The organism is Salinimicrobium xinjiangense DSM 19287 (genome assembly GCF_000423585.1).
Classification (GTDB): domain Bacteria; phylum Bacteroidota; class Bacteroidia; order Flavobacteriales; family Flavobacteriaceae; genus Salinimicrobium; species Salinimicrobium xinjiangense.
On the sequence record NZ_KE384056.1, the window covers coordinates 167592 to 192076 of the forward strand.

General features: G+C 43.1%; 17 protein-coding genes. 9 read left to right on the forward strand and 8 right to left on the reverse strand.

From position 1 onward, the window contains the following. Nucleotides 1–58 precede the first annotated feature (58 nt). Both G564_RS0116270 and G564_RS0116275 read left to right on the forward strand, forming a co-directional pair. Entirely contained in the window at nucleotides 59–3307 is a 3249-nt protein-coding gene (locus G564_RS0116270) for a S41 family peptidase (RefSeq protein WP_029038588.1), read from the forward strand. A 636-nt stretch (nucleotides 3308–3943) separates the two neighbouring features. Next, entirely contained in the window at nucleotides 3944–4810 is an 867-nt protein-coding gene (locus tag G564_RS0116275) for an aminotransferase class IV (RefSeq protein ID WP_029038589.1), read from the forward strand. Between the two features lie 378 nt (nucleotides 4811–5188). Here G564_RS0116275 and G564_RS0116285 read toward each other — a convergent pair whose 3' ends face one another. Continuing rightward, the gene (locus G564_RS0116285) at nucleotides 5189–6301 is read right to left on the reverse strand and encodes a DmpA family aminopeptidase (RefSeq protein WP_029038590.1); all 1113 of its coding nucleotides are present in this window, start codon (nucleotides 6299–6301) and stop codon (nucleotides 5189–5191) included. Between the two features lie 182 nt (nucleotides 6302–6483). Here G564_RS0116285 and rimO point away from each other — a divergent pair, with 182 nt between their 5' ends. After that, entirely contained in the window at nucleotides 6484–7836 is a 1353-nt protein-coding gene (rimO, locus tag G564_RS0116290; RefSeq protein WP_029038591.1) for a 30S ribosomal protein S12 methylthiotransferase RimO, read from the forward strand. 735 nt (nucleotides 7837–8571) lie between these two features. Here rimO and G564_RS0116300 read toward each other — a convergent pair. From G564_RS0116300 to G564_RS19515, 4 genes are all read right to left on the reverse strand, one after another. Then, nucleotides 8572–9630 carry a class I fructose-bisphosphate aldolase gene (locus G564_RS0116300; RefSeq protein ID WP_029038593.1) on the reverse strand — a complete coding sequence of 353 codons (1059 nt, stop codon included), beginning with the start codon at nucleotides 9628–9630 and terminating at the stop codon, nucleotides 8572–8574. 89 nt (nucleotides 9631–9719) lie between these two features. Next, nucleotides 9720–10400 carry a TIGR02117 family protein gene (locus G564_RS0116305; RefSeq protein ID WP_037374168.1) on the reverse strand — a complete coding sequence of 227 codons (681 nt, stop codon included), beginning with the start codon at nucleotides 10398–10400 and terminating at the stop codon, nucleotides 9720–9722. Further along, the gene (locus tag G564_RS0116310) at nucleotides 10397–11641 is read right to left on the reverse strand and encodes a cysteine desulfurase-like protein (protein WP_037374170.1); all 1245 of its coding nucleotides are present in this window, start codon (nucleotides 11639–11641) and stop codon (nucleotides 10397–10399) included. Before G564_RS0116310 ends, G564_RS0116305 begins: the two co-directional genes overlap by 4 nt. Continuing rightward, nucleotides 11628–12320, reverse strand: coding sequence for a TVP38/TMEM64 family protein (locus tag G564_RS19515; protein ID WP_037374173.1), 693 nt, complete (start codon nucleotides 12318–12320; stop codon nucleotides 11628–11630). Before G564_RS19515 ends, G564_RS0116310 begins: the two co-directional genes overlap by 14 nt. A 297-nt stretch (nucleotides 12321–12617) precedes the next feature. Between G564_RS19515 and G564_RS0116320 the strand changes: the two genes are divergently transcribed. From G564_RS0116320 to phoU, 6 genes are read left to right on the forward strand one after another with little or no spacing between them, the layout of a single operon-like run. Next, a complete protein-coding gene (locus G564_RS0116320; protein ID WP_394330249.1) occupies nucleotides 12618–13820 on the forward strand; it encodes a porin in 1203 nt (400 codons plus the stop codon). 10 nt (nucleotides 13821–13830) lie between these two features. Then, nucleotides 13831–14766, forward strand: coding sequence for a PstS family phosphate ABC transporter substrate-binding protein (locus G564_RS0116325; protein WP_029038597.1), 936 nt, complete (start codon nucleotides 13831–13833; stop codon nucleotides 14764–14766). A 48-nt stretch (nucleotides 14767–14814) separates the two neighbouring features. Continuing rightward, nucleotides 14815–15693 (forward strand): phosphate ABC transporter permease subunit PstC, encoded by an 879-nt coding sequence (gene pstC / locus G564_RS0116330; RefSeq protein WP_029038598.1) that lies wholly within the window; start codon nucleotides 14815–14817, stop codon nucleotides 15691–15693. After that, nucleotides 15686–16540 carry a phosphate ABC transporter permease PstA gene (gene pstA, locus G564_RS0116335; RefSeq protein ID WP_029038599.1) on the forward strand — a complete coding sequence of 285 codons (855 nt, stop codon included), beginning with the start codon at nucleotides 15686–15688 and terminating at the stop codon, nucleotides 16538–16540. The genes pstC and pstA overlap by 8 nt, the downstream gene beginning before the upstream one ends. 1 nt (nucleotide 16541) lies before the next feature. Beyond that, on the forward strand, nucleotides 16542–17336 hold the full coding sequence (gene pstB, locus G564_RS0116340; protein ID WP_051205564.1) for a phosphate ABC transporter ATP-binding protein PstB: 795 nt from the start codon (nucleotides 16542–16544) through the stop codon (nucleotides 17334–17336). 12 nt (nucleotides 17337–17348) lie between these two features. After that, nucleotides 17349–18032, forward strand: a complete 684-nt coding sequence (gene phoU / locus G564_RS0116345; RefSeq protein WP_029038601.1) for a phosphate signaling complex protein PhoU — start codon at nucleotides 17349–17351, stop codon at nucleotides 18030–18032. A 95-nt stretch (nucleotides 18033–18127) separates the two neighbouring features. Here the strand turns inward: phoU and G564_RS0116350 are convergent, their stop codons facing one another. From G564_RS0116350 to G564_RS0116360, 3 genes are read right to left on the reverse strand one after another with little or no spacing between them, the layout of a single operon-like run. Beyond that, on the reverse strand, nucleotides 18128–20962 hold the full coding sequence (locus G564_RS0116350) for a M16 family metallopeptidase (RefSeq protein ID WP_029038602.1): 2835 nt from the start codon (nucleotides 20960–20962) through the stop codon (nucleotides 18128–18130). Between the two features lie 17 nt (nucleotides 20963–20979). Continuing rightward, nucleotides 20980–21933 (reverse strand): calcium/sodium antiporter, encoded by a 954-nt coding sequence (locus G564_RS0116355; protein ID WP_029038603.1) that lies wholly within the window; start codon nucleotides 21931–21933, stop codon nucleotides 20980–20982. 3 nt (nucleotides 21934–21936) lie between these two features. Next, entirely contained in the window at nucleotides 21937–24426 is a 2490-nt protein-coding gene (locus G564_RS0116360; protein ID WP_029038604.1) for a M14 metallopeptidase family protein, read from the reverse strand. Between the last annotated feature and the right edge of the window lie 59 nt (nucleotides 24427–24485).

The window sequence follows — 24485 nt, forward strand, 5'->3', positions numbered from 1 at the left end:
TCACCTGTTTTTTCTTCTCCCAATTACTTATATTTAAACCTTCCAAAATTCAGATTTCATGAAAAGATTTTTCCTGGCAATTTTTATTGCCATTTTTTCAACTTCAGTGACTGCGCAGGAGGCGGCGCACTGGCTGCGTTTTCCAAGTATTTCCCCTGACGGGAATACCATTATTTTCAGCTACATGGGTAACCTGTATCGGGTGGCTCAAAATGGCGGTACAGCCGTGCCCATTACTACCGGAGATGCCTATGATGGCTGGCCGGTATGGAGCAACGATGGGAAAACCATTGCCTTTGCCAGCGACCGTTACGGGAATTTTGACGTCTTCACCATGCCCGCCACGGGTGGTGCACCGGTAAGACTGACATTTAACAGCACAGATGACCTGCCATACGATTTCACTGCAGAGGATGCAAAAGTGCTCTTTGGCAGTGGTCGTAATGCACCGGCAGAAAGTGTAAGATTTCCGAGCCCGGGACTATTTAAAAACCTTTATACCATTCCTGTAAAAGGAGGAAGACCACTACTACTTACCGCAGCCGGGGCCGATGATGCGAACTTCAGCAAAGACGGTTCTCAACTGGTTTTTGAAGACCGCAAAGGCTATGAAGACGACCTGAGAAAGCACCATACTTCTTCGGTCACCAGGGACATCTGGTTGTTCGATATTAATAATAACACCTATAAACAACTCAGCAGTTTTGAAGGTGAAAACAGGGAGCCTGTTTTTAGTGCAGATGCTTCCGCAGTATTTTATCTAAACGAAAAGAGCGGCACACAAAACCTTTATAAAATGTCACTTTCGGGAGGTAATGAAGAGCAGCTAACACAATTCGAGGATTTTCCGGTTAGGCATTTGACAATCTCAGATGATAATAAACTCGCGTTTTCCTGGAAGGGAGACATCTACACCTTGAGTCCGGGCGCAAAGGCTCAGAAGGTGGAGGTAAAGGTGATGAGTGATTCGGGTTATGAGCCTGTGAAGAATATGGATATCAATTCTGTTACAGAATTTGCGGTGTCTCCAAATAATAAAGAGATCGCCTTCGTGAACCGCGGAGAAGTGTTCGTAACCGGTGTGGATGATTCCCGTACTAAAAGGGTCACTAATACTCCGGAGCAGGAAAGGATGATCAGCTGGTCTGAAGACGGAAAGACCTTGTTGTTTTCCGGTGAAAGAGAGGGCAGCTGGAATGTGTATAAAGTTACTCTGTCACGTCCCGAAGAGCAATATTTCTATGCCTCTACAGTGCTTAAATCTGAACCTGTAATTGCTACGGAAGCAGAAGAATTTCAGCCGAAATATTCGCCCGATGGGAAGAAAATCGCTTTTATAGAAGAAAGGAACATCCTGAAAGTGCTTGACCTTGATTCCGGGAAGAAATCCACTGTTCATCCTGAAGGCAGAAACTACTCCTACAGTGATGGGGACTGGTCGTACAGTTGGAGCCCAGACAGCCGCTGGTTGCTTATTGATGATCAAAAAGGCTACTTTTTCAACAACAATGTGGCTTTAATTAAAGCAGACGGATCTGGTGAGATCTTCCATCCAATAAACAGCGGGTTTGGTGAGTCCAACGCTAAATGGGCAATGGACGGAAAAATGATGACCTACGAGAGCAGCAAGGAAGGAAGAAAATCTCTGGCACTTCAAGGCAGCAGGGAAGTGGATATCTACGGGGTTTTCTTTGATCAGGAAGCTTACGATAAGTTCAAACTGAGCAAGGAAGAATTTGAGCTACTAACTACCAAAGAGAAAAAGGAGAAAGAAGAGGAGGAGAAGAAAGCAAAGGAAGAGGAAGAAAAAAAACCCAAAAAGAAAAAAGAGAAGCCTGAAGATAAAAAGCCGCTCGTACTGAATCTCGACAATCTGGAGTACCGTAGAGAGAAGTTGACCATCAACAGTGCCAGTATCAGCGATTATGTGCTCAACAAGGACGCCAGCAAAGTCTATTATCTGGCATCTTTTGAAAAGGGCTATGACCTTTGGGTGACAGAGCCGCGTACGAGAGACACAAAGATCCTTGCGAAATTGGGTGGCTCTCCTAGTGGTATTGAGATCAGTGAAGATGACAAGACTATATTTTTGAGCAACAACGGAAAGCTTGTTAAGGTTGATGCAGAAAGTGGTGAAGTGAAGAATATTACCATTGCCGGAGATATGCTGGTGGATGCCGAAGCCGAAAGAAAATATATGTTCGACCATATATGGCGGCAGGTCAAGAAGAAATTCTATGACCCTGAATTGCACGGTGTGGATTGGGAGATGTATAAGGAAGAGTATTCGAAGTTCCTGCCTTACATCAATAACAACTATGACTATCAGCAGCTGCTGAGTGAGATGTTGGGCGAACTCAATGCCTCTCATACCGGTGGCAGATACCGTCCCGAGAATAACGGACTCAAATCTGCTGCTCTTGGTTTGCTTTTCGACGAAAAGTACTCCGGCGAGGGAATAAAGATTTCTGAAGTACTTGCGGGAGGACCCTTAGATAAGGCCACTTCCAAAGTAAAGGCAGGCGATGTAATTGTGAAGATCAATGGAGAGGAAATTGCTGCCAATGACAACTGGAACAAATACCTCCTGGGTCTCAATGACAAGAATACACTACTTACAATTAAGAGAGGAAATAGCACTTTCGATGAGAAAGTGCAGCCGTTTTCTACCGGAGAGGAGAGCCAGTTAATGTACAGAAGATGGGTTAATATGATGGAGGAGATGGTAGACTCTTTGAGTAACGGGCAACTGGGTTACCTTCACATCCGCGGAATGAACGACAGCAGCTTCAGGGATGTGTATGAAAATGCCCTCGGAAGAAATATTGACAAAAAAGCCCTGGTAGTAGATACCAGATTCAACGGCGGCGGATGGTTGCATGATGATCTCAACACCTTCCTTAGCGGAAAAGAATATCTGAAGTTCGCCCCACAGGGCAATGTGGTGAAAGGCGGAGAGCCGATGGCCAGGTGGACCAAACCGAGTATTGTGGTGATGGGAGAAGGGAATTACAGTGATGCTTTTATTTTTCCTTATGTCTACAAACAAAATGACCTGGGGAAACTTGTCGGAATGCCCGTTCCCGGCACCGGAACCGCAGTTTGGTGGGAAAGACAAATTGATCCTACCATCGTCTTCGGAATTCCCATGGTAGCCACAATTGGCGCTGAAGGAAGACCTACAGAAAACCTGCAGCTGGAACCGGATATCATGGTACCATTGCCTTACAATGATTTTCTTAATGGAAAGGATCCACAGATTGAAACCGCAGTGCGGGAGTTGGAAAAGGAATTAGCACAGGAATAGTTTTCAAATAATTTCTAAACTGGAAAATAGCCTTTCGTTAATTCGAAGGGCTTTTTTTAAAGTCTAAGGTCTGAGGTCTAAGGTTTAAAATTGAAGGTTTCCGGGTTCCAGGTTCCAGGTTTCCAGCTTCAATTTTGAATAATCTCTTTGCGCTAAAGCTTTGCGGCCTTTGCGAGAAACCTTTTTAATTGTATAATGTATATTGAATATTGTATAATTTATTAGTAAAAAAGGGGTTGGTGAGTTCTTTTGAAATAATAGAAGTTGCAGCAAATTGAGTAGTCCTTTCTTTGTGCTCTTAATTTTTAACTTTTTTTGCTTTGTGTGAAACCTTTTTTAATTGTATAATGTATATTGAATATGGTATAAGTTATCAGTAAAAAAGGGGATTGGAGAGTTCTTTTGAAATTTTAGGTTGCAGCAATGGAGTAACCATTTCTTCGTGCTCTTAAGTTTTTGCTTTGTTTGCTTCATGTGAAACCTTGAGTACTCCGATCGAAAAACACCAAATTTTTAGTGAGACAAAATTCTTTTCACAGCTTACAAAAAACGGCCGCATATATCAAGAACAAATCCGGGAATATTAGAATTTATTTAAATGCCCTTCCGTAAATTCGGAAAGTGTTTTTAAACCAGATGAAGAACAAAAAAAACTACCCCTCCGAAGTCTACCTAAACGGCAATTGGATGCCTCCTCAGGAAGCAACAGTTTCTGTATTCGACCGAGCCTTCATGTTTGGCGACGGGATCTATGAGGTAACACCTTTTTACCGCGGAAAACCTTTCAGATTGCAGGATCATTTGGATCGGCTGAAGTACTGCCTGGGAGAAATAAAAATTCCTTTCGATTTTAGCATTTTAGAGACCTTAATGTTCGAAGTCCTTTCCCGCGCCGGACTGTCAGATTCTGATGCTGCGGTCTATATCCAGGTTTCACGTGGTGCCGCGCCGCGGACTCATTATTTTCCTGATGACCCCAAACCTACATTTCTCATGTATGCTTTTCCTGCCCAGCTGGAGAAATTTCAGGAGAAACGTTGGAAGGTTTTGGTTTCTGAAGATTTCCGGTGGCAGAGGTGTGACATAAAATCTACTGCCTTGCTGGCGAACACGATGTCCAATGAAGAAGCTATCGCCGGTGGATTTGATGAAAACCTGCTCGTGCGCGACGGATATTTCACTGAGGGTTCTCATTCCACAGCTTTTTTCGTCAGCGACGGAACAGTTTACACTCATCCTGAAGGTCCGCACATCCTGTCCGGCATTACCCGAAAGCTTGTGCTGGAGATGTGCCGGGATCTGGGAGTTGCATATAAAGAAGAAGCTTTTCTGTTAAATAATATATCTGAAGTTCAGGAGATCTTCCTCACCGGTACCACCACTCAAATCACTGTGGTGGAATCCTTACATACCGAAGGTAAAGAGATCTATACCTCCCAAAACGGGGAAATTACAGCAAGGCTTCAGGAGGAGTTTGCTCGCTTAACGCGAGCATCTCAATGATCAATTAACAATAACCAATGATCAGAAATTATTTCAATATTCTACCTTTAAATCTCATTTTTCCACGTTGGTCAATAATTCCAGAACGGAGGAGAGTGCCCGGCACGGATTGAAAATCCGCGCCAACTCAGTTTAATTCTGCGGAAATCTGCGAAATCTGCGGGAAACTGGTTTGTAACCAGCAACCGGTATTCCTTTGCTTCGAAAAAGCTTCAATAAACCTGGAAGGCGTAACTCGTAACCCGCAACATGTAACTTCTGCACCCCTCGACTCCGCTCGGGGAGACATTGGTGAACAGGCAACATTTTACTTTGAACTTTGAACATTAAACCTTGAATCTATTGGCAACTCGTAACCCGCAACGCGCAACAAAAAAATTAACCCTTCATCATCTCCAAAACCTTCTCCACCGGCAACTGCTCAATCGTCCTTCCATCCTGCCCTGTCATGGTCTCTGCCATAAAAAGAGAATTTATGATTGCTTCTTCTGTGGCTTCAATTGCAGCCATGAACAGCGGACTTATCCGGTCATTAGGTACGATTTCCTGCTTGAGGTTATTTGTTTTTATTCGGTAGGGAATTCGCAGGTTTTCGGCAGTGGAGAAGGCGATGATGTAGTCGCCACTGCCATTAGAAGCTATGCCTCCGGTTTTAGCGATTCCCAAAAATGCCCTTTTTGCCAGCCTTTCCAGGTTGCGGCTGTCCAGCGGAGCATCGGTCGCCACCACGATCATGCAGGAGCCGTCGACATTATTCAACAGCTCATCGTTAAAGCTAAATTTCCCCAGCGCTTCCCCAACCTGCACGCCGTCGATTTGTAGCACTCCGCCAAAATTGGATTGGACCAGCACGCCAACGGTATATCCACCGAGGGATTCCGGAAGTTTTCGTGATGAGGTGCCAATTCCGCCTTTGTAACCAAAAGCAATAGTTCCGGTGCCGGCACCAATATTTCCTTCTTCAATATTATTTTCCGAAGCACTTTCAATGGCCAGAAGCACATCCTGTTCAGTAACATGTCTTCCGCGGATGTCATTCAAATATCCGTCGTTGGTTTCTCCTACCACGGCATTTACAGACCGAACAGCTTCGTTCTTCTTTTGATTCAGGACATAGCTTATCACCGCATTCATGGCAGTGGGAACACTAAGCGTATTGGTGAGGATGATTGGCGTCTCGAGATTTCCCAGTTCCTTTATCTGAGTGCTTCCGGCAAGCTTTCCGAAGCCATTGCCCACATAAACCGCCGCCGGAACTTTTTGCTGAAAAATGTTTCCGCCATGCGGAAGAATAGCAGTCACTCCCGTTCTTACAGAGTCTCCTTTGATCAAAGTGGTGTGGCCGACTTTCACTCCGGAAACATCTGTGATAGCATTTAGTTTTCCCGGTGCCATGACACCGATTTCTATTCCCAGGTCGCGTGGCCGTTGTTGCGCTGCAGCAGAAAGACCAAAAATAAAAAGAAGACTAAACAGGAAAGTATTTTTCATGTGGTGGTGGTTAAGAGGTTCAATTTAAATGTTTTCTGGCAAATAATAATTTTTAAAGCCCAATCTGCTGAATGTCAGATTTGTCATTTTAGATTGTATCTTTGCAGCCCTTTTTAAACCTGAAATTTGAAAACCTCAAAGGTTTTCAAAACCTGTGAGGTTTATAGGGACAAAATTAAAGTATGAGAACAAAGTCATTAAAAAAGAACAGGATCAATGTGGTCACCCTTGGCTGCAGCAAGAACGTATACGACAGTGAGATCCTCATGGGTCAGCTTAAGGCGAATAATAAGGATGTTGTGCATGAGCAGGAGGGGAATATTGTAGTGATCAACACCTGTGGCTTTATTGATAACGCGAAAGAGCAGTCTGTTAATACCATTTTAGAATATGTAGAGCTGAAGGAGCAGGGGGAAGTGGACAAGGTGTTCGTGACGGGATGCCTTAGCGAGCGCTACAAACCGGACCTAGTCAAAGAGATCCCGAATGTCGATCAATACTTCGGAACCACCGAACTTCCCGAATTACTCGCAGCCCTTGAAGCCGATTATAAGCATGAACTTATTGGAGAACGTCTTACCACTACTCCGAAGAATTATGCTTATTTAAAAATAGCCGAAGGTTGCGACCGCCCGTGTTCTTTTTGTGCAATTCCTCTTATGCGAGGAAAGCACAGATCAACTCCTATAGAAAATCTGGTGGAGGAAGCGCGAAAACTTGCTGCACAGGGAGTGAAGGAACTGATCCTAATCGCGCAGGATCTAACTTACTACGGACTTGACCTCTATAAAAAGCGTAATCTGGCTGAACTTCTTGAGAACCTGGCGAAGGTTGAAGGAATCGAGTGGATTCGATTACATTATGCATTTCCGACCGGATTTCCGATGGATGTGCTTGATTTGATGAAGCGGGAGCCGAAGATCTGTAACTATCTGGATATTCCGTTGCAGCATATTTCTGATGAGCTGCTGAAGTCCATGCGCCGCGGAACCACTCATGAAAAAACAACGAATCTACTGAAGGAATTCCGCAAGAGAGTTCCGGAAATGGCAATAAGAACCACTCTTATTGTGGGATATCCGGGAGAAACTGAAGCTCATTTTGAAGAATTGAAGCAGTGGATAAAAGATATGCGCTTTGAGCGTCTTGGCTGTTTTACCTATTCGCATGAGGAAAATACACATGCTTACAACCTTGAGGACGACGTGCCGCAGGAAGTAAAGCAGGAGCGAGCCAATGAGATCATGGAGATTCAGTCGCAGATCTCATGGGAATTGAATCAGCAGAAGATCGGAAAGATCTATAGAGTGGTCATTGACCGCAAAGAAGGAGAAAACTACGTGGGAAGAACAGAACACGATTCGCCCGACGTGGACAATGAAGTGCTTATCGATGCGACTAAAATTTATTTGAAGACAGGAGATTTTTACGAAGTAAAGATCACAGATGCCGCCGATTTTGATCTTTTTGGAGAGCCTGTGAATGCGAATGTGGAGAAACCCAAGCGGAAGGAACTATTTAAAGCAAAAAGTTAGTGATTGGTGATCAGTGATCAGTGTTCAGTGATTGGTGATTGGTGATTGGTGATTGGTGATCGGTGATCAGAAAAAATAAACCTGCAGGATCTTTTTTAGAACTCGCAGGTTTTCTTCTTTTTAGCCACGGATGCACGGATAATTTTCTTATTACAGCGAAAAACCTGCAAGCCAACCCTTTCAGGGTTTCAAACCCTGAAAGGGTTCTTGCGCAACAACCTTGTCAGCGGCTTTAAGCCCTGACAGCGTTTTCGAAACCCGGACTAACCTGCAGGGTCTTTTTTTGACCTTGTAGGTTTTGTTTTTTTAGCTACGGATGCACGGATATTTTTCTTGACTTATACTTGCTTATCTCTCGCTAAGGTCGCAGAGCTTTTGCCAAGGCCGCGAAAAAATTCCTGTTCATTGATAATTGTTCATTGAAAAAAGCCACGGATGCTCGGATATTTTTTTAATCAGAGCGGAAATTCGGTTTGATGCGATACAACCTGTCAGCGGCTTGTAGCCCTTACAGTGGTTTTTAATACCCGAACTAACCTTCAAGTCCTTTTTTTGACCTTGAAGTTTCTTCTTTTTAGCCACGGATGCACGGATATTTCTTTGTGGTCAAAATAGCAGTCCAACCCTTTCAGGGTTTCAAACCCTGAAAGGGTTCTTCCTTCAAAAAAATCTAACAGGTCTTCAAGACCTTTTAGGTTTGGAAACTTCTGAATACTCAATACCAACTTCTCAATACTATGCAACCGTAATCTCATCTGTCAAATAAACCTCCTGCACACTTTGCAAAATTTCGATTCCGTCTTTTAATGGTCTCTGGAAGGCCTTACGCCCCATGATGAGTCCGCTGCCGCCGGCACGTTTGTTGATAACAGCAGTTTTTACTGCGGATTTAAAATCTGAGTCACCCTCAGAGCCACCACCTGAATTGATCAGGCCGATTTTCCCCATGTAGCAGTTGGCTACCTGTAGCCGGCAAAGGTCAATGGGATGATCTGTTGCCAGGCTTTCGTACATCTCTTTGGAGTGTTTGGCGAAGTTGATATCCTGAAATCCGAAATTAGTAGTGGGTAATTTTTGTTTGATCACATCGGCTTTTATGGTTACACCGATATGATTTGCCTGGCCGGTTAGATCGGCGGCTGAATGGTAGTCTTTTCCATCTTTTTTAAACTCGGGGTTTCGGGTGTAGCACCAAAGGATAGTTGCCATTCCCAGCTGATGCGCTTCTTCAAAGGCTGCGGCTACTTCCTGAATTTGTCTTGTGCTTTCTTCACTTCCGAAGTAAATAGTAGCGCCAATTGCCGTCGCCCCCATATCCCATGCCTCCTTTACACTTCCGAAGGGGATCTGGTCATATTTATTTGGGTAAGTCATTAATTCATTATGATTGATCTTGACCACAAATGGTATTTTATGTGCGTACTTCCTCGCATGAAGCGCAAGACCTCCAAAAGTAGAAGCGACGCCGTTACATCCGGCTTCCATTGCCAGTTTGATGATGTTTTCGGGATCAAAATAATCCTGATTCTTGTAAAAAGAGGCGGCGGCGGAGTGTTCAATGCCCTGGTCTACAGGAAGAATATTCAGATATCCGGTTCCACCGAGAGCCCCGTGATTATACAATTGCGCAAGACTCTTAAGCACCTGCGGACTACGGTCACTTTCAGCAAAATTTTCCACTGTATCGGGTCCCGGAACAGTCAATCTCTCTTTTGGTATTTTTTTACTGGTGTGATCGAGCAAATTAGAAGCATCATCTCCCAGAATTTCTGTGATCTTGTCAAGGTAACTCATAACTATAGTTGATTTTAGCGGCTATGAGTCTGAAGTTAAGGTTTTTAGAGGTAAAGCTGTAGTTGAAGCTTCTTAAAATATCTATAAAATCAGCGGTATTGAAAAAATATCCCTTCATCAAAAGGAGTCCAGAGACAGGCCTTTAAATCTGCATTTTTGAGACCGTTGTTTACCCAGGTATTGCAGGTATAAAAAGAATGCAGGGATCGTTTGGCGTGGAAAAAAGCGTCATTCTGGTTGTAATGAAGGTCTTCTACAGGAAGGACATTGCCCCCGGAATCTTTTTCAAAGCTTTCAGATACATATTTTATCAGGTCTCGGTACTGTTCTTCGGTAATCTCAACAGCAATAACTGGCTGTGTAAATCTTGGAGGTCCCTCAAATTCCACGTGCATAGCCGAGGGAGTTGGCAAAAAGACCGCCTTCATTGCCGTGGGGAAAGTGAGGTCGCTCCATTGGGGAGTATTCTGATAGAATTCAAGATCTCCCCAGCCAAAAGAAATGTATTGATAATTCTCCCTTTTTGAAAGGGTATGTTGCGGAGAAAGTAACTCCTCCCAATCCATAATCTCATTTTGGATGGGAAAAATGAAGTCTGTATGTACTCCGTTTGTCCGAAGATAGATCGTGACTTCTCCATCTTCAGGCTGTTCGGTGTTTACCGGAATTACCGATCCTACTACTGCCGCTACAAAGTATAACAGCATAAGTAATAAAAAAGCGAGGAGACCTTTTGCGAAAAATTTTATGACCTGTTCAAGGATCTTCATGTTTTTCTTTGCAGTAGCTCCCTTAATGCCTTTTTAAATATTTCTATTTCATCCATGGTGTTGTAGGGAGCAAATCCAATCCTTATCCAGCCTCCGGTTTCCATCACGGGGAAGATTTCGGCCATGGTTGAGGCATAAAAATGCCCGTCGGCTATGCAAAGATTGAATTTTTCAGCAAAGAACTTTGTGGCTTGCCGGGAATGGATTCCGTCGATTCGGAAGGCAAAAGTCGGGGTTTTTGGCACTTCTTCAGCAGCGCGATAAAGCCTGACTTCGGGAACAGATTTCAGGAATTGCTGCAGGGAGGCCACAAGTTCCAGTTCGTGAGTTTCAATGGCCTCCATTCCTGATCTTAAACGCTCCCGTCGATTGGCACCAGATCCAAGGCTTTCTATAAAGCTAATACTTCCGCAGAGTCCGGCAATAGCTTCGTGATTCTGGGTTCCGGTTTCCAGCTTATACGGAATTTCATTGGGTGCCGGTTGTAGCTTCGGAATTTCTAACTGCTCAAAAAGGGCTTTTTTGATTGCTGCTATTCCAAGGTGCGGACCAAAGAATTTGTAGGCTGAACAGAAAAGGACATCACTTCCAAGTTCCTGCTTATTTATAAGGAAATGAGGGACTGCGTGTACAGCATCTGCTATAGTGATCGCATTTACTTTTTTTGCTGCTTTAAAAATACGCTTCGCGTCATTGACAGTTCCGGTGAGATTTGAGGAAAGTCCAACGGCTACAACTTTGGTTTTTGGGTTAATAAGGGAATCCAGGTTTGTAAGATCAAGTACAAGTTTTTCCTTATCGACAGGAATCCACCTGAGGCTTGCACCAGTTTCCGAAGCTAAATGGATCCATGGATCTACATTTGCGCGGTGATCGAGTTGGGTTACAAGGATCTCATCTCCCTCTTTCAGCAAAGGCCGCAGACTGTGAGAGACCTGAAAAGCGAGACTGGTCATGTTCTGGCCAAAAGCAATTTCTTCGGCAGGACAATTCAGTAGATCGCCAACGGCTTTCTTTGCTTCAGCTAAAAGATCATCGGTTTTAATACTTGTTGAGAAAGTACCATGGAGATTGGCCATTCCGGTTTCTATATATTCGAGAATCCTGTCAATGCAGCCCTGAACCATCTGGGTTCCGCCGGGCCCATCAAAATAAATTGGAAAAACCTGCTCATGATTCTTGAAATTCAGGGCCGGAAATTGAGCTCTTACATCATCAATTGGGAAATTATTGCTTTGCATTTTTCTTCTTTCTTTTATGATAGTCAATATAAATATAAATAGCGTAAAGAACGGCTCCTGCACCTCCTACCCAGTAGAGTCCGTCTTCCAGTTTGTCAATATCTGTCGAAAAATATCCCACGGCCAGAGTTAGCGGGATCATTCCGGCATAAGTGGCCAGCATGAATTTTTTATAATTCATTCTGAAAATTCCCGCAATGAAGCTAATGGCATCGGTGGAGAAAAAAGGAGAAACCCGAAAAAGTACTACAGTTCCAAAACTATAGTGTTCGATCCAAAATTTAACTTTCTCGTACTTTTTTTCGCTCACGAAAACTGTCTTAAATTTTTTACCTATAAAATATCCTATTGTTGAGGCAAGACCAATTCCAATAAGATTGATCAAAATTCCCAGCCAGAAACCATATGCTAAAACTCCTACAATGATGGGTAACCAGGAGGGGAAGATGATCAGGAACATTTGCAGGATAATAAATACTATTAGAGCAAGAGGTCCCCACACACCGAATTGTTCAACGTAATCTTTTATTCTCTCCCTGTCTTCGCTCAAAAGAACATCCCAGACTTCTTTCACAGACTCCCGAAATGGAGAATGTGTAAAATACAGTATCACCAGGAAAAGAATGATGCTTCCGCTCAGAATAAATGACAGATATTTCTGAAAAAAGCTTTTACTCACAGCACAGCTTGAATGAAACTACAAATTAGAAATTTTTAATGGAATTGATATCAGATATAATACCCTTTCTGAAAGGCCGAAAAATGCTAAAATTAAACTTTCCTTTAATTTTCGGTAACATTGGAGCAGTAGAAATATCACATCTTTGATCCCAATCATATACTCTTAGTTTTTGTCGATTTAGATGTATGAGGTAAGGTTGCTCCTTGTGGGGCAACCTTTTTACTTATTGGTAATCTGCTCATAACCTTAAGTTAACATTGGAGACGCAACTTTGTCACCGACAAAAACTAAGAAATGATGAAGATTACCACGGGCCTCATGCTTGCCTTAGGAATGTTAACCACAATGCATGTGCACGGACAGGACATAACAGAAAATAAATTCGGAAAAGGTCTGGTCAATGTAGTGGCTAAAGACAGCTCCTACAGCGCAAATTTTGCGATTAGAATGCAATCCCTGTTTACGTCCAACTGGGACATTTCTGAAGATGATGGCTTTAAGACCGGAGAAACCAATTTTTTGGTAAGACGAGCCCGACTGAAATTTCAGGGATTTGCCTACACTCCAAAACTTACCTATAAAGTTGAACTGGGTCTATCCAACCGCGATCTCTCGGGAGCTTCTGTTTATACGGGTAATACTAACCGACTCATATTGGACGCGGTTGTAAAATGGAACTTTTACGAGAATTTTGAGCTTTGGGCGGGTCAGACAAAACTTCCCGGAAACAGGGAACGTATTATCTCTTCTGCGAGTCTGGAAACCGTAGACCGTTCCCTTGTTAACAGCCGGTTTAATATTGACAGGGATATGGGAGTCCAGTTGCACCATGAAACAAATCTTGGCGGCAGCTTTCTAATGAGAGAGGCTGTTTCGATAGCCCAGGGAGAAGGTCGAAATGTGACGGCCGGGAACATTGGTGGTTTACAATACACCGGAAGGCTGGAATTTTTGCCCTTTGGAGATTTCGATGATTATTCCGGCGCCGATTTTGCCCGCGAAGCAACTCCAAAACTGGCAATTGGTTTCTCCTATGATTACAATGACAATGCAGTTAGAACCAGATCAAATTCCGGGGCATACATGCTCACCGACACCGGATTTTTCGAGACAGATGTCACTACTTCCTTCGTAGATGCAATGTTCAAGTACCGGGGATTTTCTGCAATGGCCGAATATGCTCATCGCAGCGCAGATAATGCTTTTGCGACCAATGCAGATGGTTCTCTTACCGGAGATGCAGTAAATATTGGAAAAGGATTTAATATTCAGGCGGGATATCTGTTTAAAAACAATCTGCAGTTGTTAGGCAGATATACCACCATTGATCTGGATGACAAAGTCACACAACTCGTGGAAGATCAATATACTGTTGGTCTTTCGAAATATATTGTGAAGCATAAATTAAAAGTGCAGACAGACATAAACTACACAGATCTCAACAGAGGATTTAATGACAACTTAAACTATAGATTACAATTTGAACTTCATTTATAACAAACAGATCATGAAAAAAATCATTTTATTAACTGCAATAACAATTTCTCTGGTTTCCTGCGGAAATCAAAAAAAAGAAAGTAGTTCAGCTATCAGCATTGATGGTTCCAGTACTGTATATCCTGTAACAGAAGCTATTGCTGAAGAATACCGATCTGAAGCTCCAGATGTGGATGTAACCATTGGAGTCTCCGGCACCGGGGGTGGTTTTCAGAAATTCGGAAGAGGAGAGGTAGCGATCACTAATGCTTCCAGGCCGATTAAGGAGGATGAGAGAGCCATAGCTGAATCAAACGGAATATCATTTGTGGAACTTGAAGTAGCTTATGACGGACTTGCTGTAGTTGTACATCCCGAAAATGACTGGGTAACTTGTTTTACTGTTGAGCAGTTAAAGAAGATTTGGGAGCCATCGGCCCAGGGAAATATTAAACGCTGGAATCAGATAGAACCTTCATGGCCAGATGCAGAAATACGGCTTTATGGTCCGGGGGTAGCTTCAGGTACATTCGATTATTTCACCGAGGTTATCGTTGGTAAAAGCGGAAGCAGCAGGGGGGATTACACGGCCAGTGAAGATGACAACGTCCTTGTGCAGGGAGTTTCCGGTGACAAATACGGACTTGGATTTTTTGGCCTGGCATATTTTGAGGAAAACTCTGATAAGCTTAAAATGGTTGCTGTAGACGGAGGGGAAGGTTGTGTTGAACCTTCAGGAGAGACTGTTAGTAACGGAAGTTATGCGCCACTTTCCCGTCCGCTTTACATTTATGTGAACAGCTCTTCTCTTGAGAATCCTGCAGTTATTGATTTCGTGAATTTTTATCTTACTGAGGCTTCAGAACTTTTAGATGATGTGGGATACATTCCATTGACTGATGAGGAATATAAGAGAGAGCAGGAGAAATTTGCTGCCTTTGTAAAAGGAAATACAACTCAACAATAAAAAAGATCTTCCGGAGTAGTTATGCTCCGGAAATTTTCCTTTTTTCAAATGCGAAAACTTAAAGAAACAGTAATAGAAAAAGGGCTTCAGGCCAGTGCTTTAGTTACTATTGCTGTTACTGTGGGGATCATACTGGTGCTGTCTATAGAAGCGATCCTCTTCTTTAAAGAGGTTTCTATAATAGATTTCTTTACAGATACCCAATGGACACCGTTATACACCGATAAGCATTTCGGGATCATAACCCTGCTATCGGGTACTTTATTGACCTCTTTCATAGCTATCATTTTTGCAGTACCTGTAGGATTATCAATCAGTATTTATATAAGCGAGTATGCTCCGCGAAGTTTCAGAAAAACGATAAAGCCTGCTTTGGAATTGCTTGCTGCAGTACCAACTGTAGTGTACGGATTCTTTGCCCTTACCGTAGTAACTCCTTTTTTGCAGACGTTCATCCCGGGGCTTGCGGGATTCAATTCCTTGTCGGCCGGTCTGGTTATGGGGATCATGATCATTCCCTTTGTATCTTCTTTAAGTGAAGATGCATTGCATGCGGTGCCAAATTCCCTGAGGGAAGCGGCCTACGGAATGGGATCCACAAAGTTGCAGAATGCATTCAGGGTACTGGTGCCGGCAGCCTCCTCAGGAATTATCGTTTCGATCATCCTGGCTATTTCCCGTGCGATTGGAGAAACCATGATCGTGGCTATAGCTGCCGGGCAGCAACCACGCTTAACCTTAGATCCTACAGTTCCTGTAGAAACCATTACCGCATATATCGTACAGGTGAGTCTGGGTGATGTACAGCATGGTTCTCTGGAATACCGAACAATTTTTGCCGCGGGAATTACGCTATTCATCTTTACTTTCCTGTTAAATACAATTAGCTACAGGATAAGAAAAAAATTCAGGGAGAAATATGAATAATATAAAGAAAAACCGGATCAAAGATAAGGCTTTTAAAGTGTGGGGGATTGCCTGCACCTTTTTAGGGCTCATCCTCCTCTGCATCTTTATAGGCTCCATACTTATTGACGGACTACAAAGGATAGACTGGGGTTTTATTACCAATCTACCTTCGAGAAAAGCGGAAAGAGCAGGAATTTATACTGCACTAATGGGTAGTGTATGGATCTTGATATTTACTACAATTATTGCATTGCCCCTGGGGATTGCCGCTGCTATTTATCTGGAGGAATATGCCAAAGAGAGCAAACTTTCTTCCCTGCTGGAAGTCAATATTTCAAATCTTGCGGGGGTGCCTTCCATAATTTATGGGCTATTAGGGCTGGAAGTTTTTGTTAGGGTCATGGAAATGGGGGCAAGTATTTTGGCCGGCAGCTTCACCCTTGCGCTTTTGATCCTGCCCATAGTGATCGTCTCTACGCGTGAAGCTATTAAAGCAGTGCCTAAATCCATAAGAGATGCGTCTTTTGCATTGGGAGCTTCAAAATGGCAAACCGTTTCACAACAGTTGCTACCTGCATCTTTTGGTGGAATTCTCACGGGAGTGATTCTGGCGCTTTCCCGGGCAGTTGGAGAGACTGCCCCTTTAATTGTTATTGGAGCCCTGGCGTATGTGCCCTTTGCACCTTCCTCGCCAATGGATGAATTTTCTGTACTCCCCATTCAAATATTTAACTGGATCTCACGTCCCCAGCACGGGTTCGAGATCAATGCCGCAGCAGCCATAATTGTTCTATTGTTGATTACATTTATAATGAATGGAATTGCAGTTTACTTTAGGAACAGGTGGCAGAGTAAATTCAAATAAGATGAAAAAAGATAAAGACACTATTGATAAAACTTTGAAGAGGAAACATAAGCTGCAGGCAAAGGAAGTGAAGGTTTTCTATGACGATTTCATGGCGATAAAAGGTATTGACATGAATATAAGAGCAAATAAAATTACGGCTTTTATAGGACCTTCGGGCTGTGGAAAATCTACTTTCCTCCGGCTATTCAACCGCATGAATGATTATGTCGATGGCTTTAGGCTGGAAGGAGAGATCCTTATTGACGGGGAGAATATTTATAAGAAAAAGGTGAATGTAGAGCAGCTTAGGAAGCAGGTGGGAATGGTTTTCCAAAAACCCAACCCTTTTCCTAAATCCATTTATGAAAATGTTGCGTATGGTCTTAAAATACAGGGAATAAAAGATAAGAATTTCCTGAGGCAAAAAGTCGAGGACTCCCTAAAGCAGGTAGGCCTGTGGAACGAGGTGAAGGAGGATATCAATAAATCTGCTTTAGCATTGTCAGGAGGGCAGCAACAGCGTTTGTGCATCGCCCGTACTCTGGCAGTAGAACCTTCCATCATTCTCATGGATGAACCAACCTCTGCCCTGGATCCCATTTCAACTGCCAAGATCGAGGAGCTTATTTACGAGCTTAAAGAAAAATATACCATAGTCATTGTTACCCATAACATGCAGCAGGCAGGAAGAATAAGTGATTATACCGCCTTCTTTTATATGGGCGAACTCATTGAATACGACAAGTCAAAAAAGTTATTTACCAATCCCGAAAAAAAGCAAACCGAGAATTATATCACCGGTAGATTCGGATAAACCACAGGTACTATGATAAGTTTAGATCAACATAGAGAAGCATTAAACCAGGCAGGACTTGAGATGCTGGAGCTTTGTACAAAACAATTCGAAAGTGCACAGGAAGCATTTTTTAATCACGACAGTGACCTTGCCGAAGAAGTTATGCACAAGGAAAACAGGGTTAATGCCCTCGACCTTAAAATAGACCGTGATTGTGAACGTTTCATAGCATTGCACAATCCTGTGGCCAGCGACCTTCGTTTTGTGCTGGCTTTAAGGAAGATCAATTTTGACCTGGAGCGGGTAGGGGATCACGCCTACGGGATCTCAAACTACATTGTAAAGATCGATACCCAGATCGAGCCCAGGCTTCTGGAAAGAATGCGCGTGGAAGAAATGTTTGCAACCGCTTTATCAATGCTTGACGATATAACCCATGCATATAATGAAGTGGATACAAAGGTGGCACGCAAGGTCTTTAAAAAGGATAAGATCCTCAATGAGATCAACATGAAGTCTTTTGCCATTATTTCTGAAGAAGTGAAGGCAGATCCACAGGTGATCGATCAGGTAATGTTGTTGTTTTCAGTGATAAAAAAGGTGGAAAGAATAGGGGATCTCATCACCAATATTGCTGAAGAGATTATCTTTTTTAGAGAAGCTGAAGTGCTTAAGCACCGAAAGAAAAAGGGAGGAAAGAAGAAAGACTCCTAGAAATTCAAGATTTAATGTCTGAATACTTTGCAAGGAATCAATAAAAATGCCCGGATTTTCCGGGCATCTGAGTTTATAAAGGTGTCTCAAAAATGCTATTTTTCAGTAGCATTTAGGAGTACAGGTTTACCAAAGCCAAGTTTCTCAAGCCGATCCAGCTGCGTGGCAGCATCTCCCACTATTAAATAATACATCCTGTTCGGATCGACGTACTTTTGGGCAAGAGTTTTTACTTCGGGCACTGTGATATTTCTCACTGTTTCTTCCTGTTTCAAAACGTAATCCTTTGGTCTGTTGTAATTACTTATTTCCCTAAGCATTTGCAGCTTAGAGCCCATGGTTTCGAATTTTCTTGCGTTACTCTTGATCATGAAGCCTTTGGTTACTTCCAGGTCCTGTTCGTTGTAGTTTTCAGGATATTCCGAAAGGATCTTTTTAATGAGATCAACAGCTTCATAGGTGATATTTGATCTTACACCACTAGAGATCAGGAATGGTCCTGTGATTGTACTGCCATCAAAACCAGATCTGATTCCGTAGGTATATCCTTTTCCTTCTCTTAGTTCCTGGGTGAGCTGGGAAGCAAAACTTCCGCCCCCAAGTCTGTAATTCATTACAGTAGCCGGGAAAAAATCTTCATCTGTTTCAGCAAGGGCAGGATAACCAATATGTAGAACCGACTGTTTAGCACCGGGTACATCATAAAAATAAACCTGAGACTCCTGAGGAGCTGTTACTTCGGGAAGGACCTTGAAAATGACATTTTTGACCTTCCATTTTTCCGTTACTTTTTTTACTTCGCTTACTGCCTCATTTTGTTCAATATCTCCTACCACCAGGAAAGATGCCAGTTGGGGGGAAAGGTTATTAGCATAATAGTTCTTTAGATCCTCCAGCTTGATAGCTTCAACAGACATTTCTGTTCCCTGGTTATTGTGCGACAGGATATGATTCTCCCCGTACATCAGTTTCCGGAATTCATTGGAAGCAATATTATTAGGAGAAGCTTTCTCCTGCTGTATGCGGTTAATTACCTGTTGTTTTGCGAGTGCAAATTCCTCTTCATCCCATCGTGGTTCCAAAAGGATTTCCTGCACAAGTGACATTGTCTCCTTATAGTTTTTAGCTAAAGTGCTTCCGCTTATGATCAGTTTTTCATCTGTAGCATTTACACGAATGTTTGCGCCCAAAAGTTCAATAGCTTCTTCAAGCTCCTGCGAAGTCCGGTTTTTTGTTCCTTTGGTCATAAGGTTGGCCAGTAAATTGGACACTCCGATTTTCGAAGGATCTTCCAGTAAGATACCGCCTTTAATTTCCAACATGAACTGTACAAGCGGAACTTCAGAATTTGTGATTCCGTATACTTTAAGACCGGATGTCAAGGTTTCTTCCCAGATTGCGGGAACTTTTACCTGTGGTGCATCTGCGTATGGCGGTTCAATTGTTCTGTCAAAAGCTGAAGGTGTTCTCTGGTAGGTAACCTCTTCCTCCAGATCAAATTCCTGTTCGGCTCCCATTACGATCTCCTCCTCTTCAACTTCAGCTTCTATGGATCCTTCCAAAGCTAACCCGGTCTGAGCCTTCGGAACAAAACCGGTAGCAATAAAAGGCTTGTTCTGAATGTATTTTTTATAAACTCTCATCACATCCTGCGGAGTTACAGCAAGAATATAATTGATCTCCTGATTGATCATGTCGGGATCACCGGCAAAGATTTCATATTGTGCGAGCTGAAAGCCTTTTCCTAGAACGCTTGAAAGGCTGTTGTAAAATGAGGTCTCCTGTCCGGCTTTGATTCGCTTCAGGTCTTTTTCTGATATTCCTTCTTTTTCAAATTTACTGAAGGTCTCCTGTACCGCCGTATATACATCATCCAGATCTGTGCCGTCATAGGCGCGTATCTGCATCATGACTTGTCCTGCCAGTTCTGAGTTATAGTTATACATCCGCACATTAGGAGTGAGCTTTTTGGAAGCCACGAGTTCCTTGTAGAACGGAGCGTTTTTTCCATCTGCGAGATAATTTGCCAGAACTTCCAGGGCATAAGAATCTTCGTGATACGAAGGTACTCCCGGCCATACCAGGGTTAATTCCGGCAGTCTTGCAAAATTATCTTCGTAATAGAGTTTCTTAGTTTGCTGAAGGTTGGCCGGACGTTTTTTCAGCTCCTGAACCTCCGGACCTCTCTTAATTTCTCCAAAATACTTTTCAACCCAGTCTTTTGCCTGGGCAGTATCGAAGTCTCCTGCCACGGTAAGAACTACATTATTTGGTACATACCAGCGATTAAAGAATCCCTTTACATCCTCAAGAGTAGCATTCTGCAGGTCCTCCAGAGAACCTATTACCTGCCAGCTATAAGGATGACCTTTCGGGTAAAGATTTCTGTCGATCACGTACTGTGTGTGCCCATAAGGCCTGTTATCGACACTCTGTCTCTTCTCATTTTTAACTACCTGCTTTTCTTTGGCAAGTACGGCTTCGGTAACGGTATTGATAAAGTAGCCTAACTTATCGGCTTCTGCCCAGATCATTTTTTCAAGGGCATCATTGGGTACGGTCTGGAAATAATTGGTGCGGTCGCGGCTGGTGGAACCGTTGGCCCCACTTCCTCCAATCCTGGCGCTTAGTTTATCCAGTCCGCCTTTCCCAAGATTTTCTGATTCCAGGAAGAGCAGGTGTTCAAAAAGGTGTGCAAAGCCGGTTCGTCCTTCTTTCTCTCTTGCAGAACCTACGTGACTGGTAAGGGCTACAGCAACAACAGGATCTGAACGGTCTACATGAAAAATCACTTTTAATCCGTTGTCAAGGGTGAAGGTTTCATAGTCGACATTGAAACCGGATGCTTCAGCAGGTTGCTGCGCGATGGCATTTCCGGCAAGAACACTCACCAGAAAAGCAAAGATGTAAACTTTTAAATTTGATTTCATTCAGGATATTTTCAACATTAGATGATTAAATAAGTGACATAGGCGACATAGCCAATAACAAATACCGCGCCTTCCCAACGTTCTACTTTTCGGCCGCGACCGGTGAAGACGAAAATGAAGAGCAGTAATCCTGTAAGGATGTTGATAATTATATCAAAAAAGGAATCGGGATTGACTCCCAGGGGTACGATGCTACCCGAAATACCCAGGATGAGGAAAATATTGAAGATATTGGATCCTACGACATTTCCAATCGCGATATCAACATTTTTCTTTCTCACAGCAATGATCGATGTAGCCAGTTCGGGAAGGGAGGTTCCAATAGAAACCACCGTAAGCCCGATAACCCTTTCTGAAAGTCCTATGACTTCGGCTATGCTAACGGCGCTGGTGACTATTAATCTACCACCAACTACCAGCCCGGCCAGTCCCAGTATTATAAAAAGCACGGCTTTCCCGGTGCTGTAATCTTTTGTAGTGATCTCTTCATCTGCACCTCCGCTTTTGGCCACCATAAGATTATACACAAGGAAGACCAGGAAAAACAACAGGAGAATGATCCCGTCACTTCTGGAAATAAAATTGGATGCCGTCCCGTCCAGCATAGTATCTGAGGCCACAACTAAAACACAGATCGCAGCAAGCAAACTCAAAGGGATCTCGATCCATGTGGTATTGCTTTTGACGGTGAGAGGGTATATAAGAGCAGAGATCCCCAGGATACCCAGTACGTTAAAGATGTTGCTACCCAACACATTTCCAAGCACCATATCTGTGCTTCCGGTAGTTGCGGCAAATACGTTTACCACCAACTCGGGAGCCGATGTTCCAAAAGCAACAATGGTTAGTCCAATAACGATGCTGGGAACACCATAACGTGCAGCCAGACTAGAGGCGGCATCAACCAGGGCGTTAGCACCATAAATCAGGGCGATAAAACCTCCCAGTAAAAGAAGAATATTTATTAGCATATGTTATTTAGTATAATCAGAGATCACGCTGTTGTCGACAAAAAAGACAGAGTTTACAAAAAGCAACTTTCCATTCTCCCAGAAGGCTCTGAACAGAGGATTATCAACAAGATATATAAAACTTCCACGACCCATAGGCTCTACACCAAAAGTGAGGGAATTCTTTAATTTTTCCTTTGCCTTCGCACCAACAAAACCTGCAACTATATTAGGAGAATTTTGCAGGTATCCTACATTATAACCATCACCTAACAAGCTGTAACTATCATTGGTTAGTTTGAGGCTGAGGTATTTATCATCATAGCCAAAAGCCAGGGGATGAGTTTTATCCATTTGGGTTTCAATGATGCTTCCGGTAATAAGATCTTTGATCTCTTCTCTTTCACTTTGAGCATAGGGAATAAGATTCGGTTTGGAGACGGTATCCTTTTCCTCCTGTTTATTGATTTTTAGATTGAAGCCGTCTTTTCCGGCAAAAGCTTTAATTGCCCCGGCAACTGCAATTACCTTACCACCTCCTTTTACCCAGGCAGTAAGCTTTGACAGACCTTCTTCATCAAAAAGACTATTATAATTCCCTGAAGGCAGCACAAGCACATCTAGTTTTGACAGATCCAGTTTATTAAAATAACCTTTGTCAACAGAAGTAACGGGATAGTTGAGTTCCTGCTCAAAGAAATACCATAGCTCACCGTAATTGAGGGAAGAAATGCCTTCTCCTCTTAAAAGGACAATTTTCGGGGTATTGATCACCTTTACCTGGGAGGAACCAAAATCAGGTCCTGCAGTGGAAAATCCTGTTGTAGCAGGAGTGAGTTCCCTGTCATACTCGTTTGCCAGACTTGCCAGCTGCTCATCAAATTTGTCAGGTTTTTGGTTGTCACTTCTCGTAATGATAAGGCTGCCCGGGTTGAATTCTTTACCGGAGGTTTTGAGGGACGTTTCAGTAAATCTCACTCTTATCCCGGCTTCGAGCAGTGCAGCCAAAAATCTCGCATCTTTCATGCTGTCCCACCTTGAAATATATGCCACAGCCTTAGAAGAAGGTTCATTTTTAACCTCAACTGCAGGAGAAGCAGGCCGTGTGGATACTTTGGCACCGGTAGATAAAGCTTCCAGTCCATAGGCGTAAGGAAGACTCCATGCAGTTATGTCATAGGTAAGAGAATCGGCAAGTTTAGTTTGCGGCTCCATTAAAACCTTCACCATTTTTCCTTTTGGTTGTGCTGTACTTACCACAAGAGTATTTTGTGAGGCCTCTATGGTGCTGTTCTTCTTACTGAGCGGATCATAGCCTTTAATTCTTCCCGGCTGTGCCATGGTATAGGTGATCTCGTGCCGATCCAAAAGTTCTTTCAACAGGTCAAGTTTATCCTTATGACCGGTTAGCACATAATTTTGTGTCTGCTTTTCCCGGCTGTAGAATTTAGCGAATTCTGCATTTAGCCTATCTACGTTTTGAGCAGCAATTTCTACTGTAGATAAGCCGGTAGTATGATGATGTAGTATCCGGTCCACAAGTGTGAGTTCATAACCATGATCTGTTTGTATGGCAAGTCCTGTGTGTCCTGCTTTTTCGTAAGTCATACCTATCGCTCCCATATAGGTTGGATAGGTGTCTCCATAACTGGGGTACAGAAGGTCAAATCTTTCTTTGGTAAAATATAACCATCCCTGCTCATCAAAATAGCGGGCATGATTTTTTCCTATTTCTGTTTGGAATTCTCTTTGAAAAGGAGTGATCACCTCGTGAAGAGGTTCTGCTGCAGGGGCGAAGTAATATGGACTGTTACGGCCCTGTTCATGGAAATCCACATGAATATGAGGCAGCCATTCATTGTAAATTTTTAGGCGCTGACGGGTTTCTGTCTGTGTAGCCCAGGCCCAGTCCCTGTTGAGGTCGAAAAGATAATGATTTGGTCTTCCTCCCGGCCATGGCTCATTGTGTTCAACAGCCATAGGTGAAGTATCATGAGGAGTAGCTTTTACCTGCTTATACCAGTTTACGTATCTTTCCCTTCCATCGGGATTTACCAGGGGATCCATGATCACCACCAGGTCTTTCAACCATTCCTGTTTTTGTGTAACAAGTTCATAAATGGTCTGCATGGCAGCCTCTGTGCTGGAAGTTTCATTTCCGTGCACATTATAACTAAGCCAAACAACAGCCTTTTTTGGAGATGAAGCAGGTGAACCTTCAGCAATTCCTGCATTTTGAAGATGAGCTGTCCTGATCTGTTCCAGGTTTCTCAGGTTCTCTTCAGTAGAAATTATAGCATAAGTGAGGGGGCGTCCTTCATAGGTTTCTCCGTACGTGTGGAATTCCACTAAGGCAGAATTTTCGGCCACATGTTGAAAATAAGCTATCACCTTATGATGAGGGGTAAAACTACTGCCAGGTTGGTAACCAAGGAATTCTTCCGGAGATTGTTGTGCAGCAGTAAATTGAAAACTGACTAAAAGTACAGTTAGAAAAATCTGAACTTTTCTCATATGTAAATATGGATAAATTATTAGCCGGTAAATATAAAACTTTATCTGTGGGAATATTC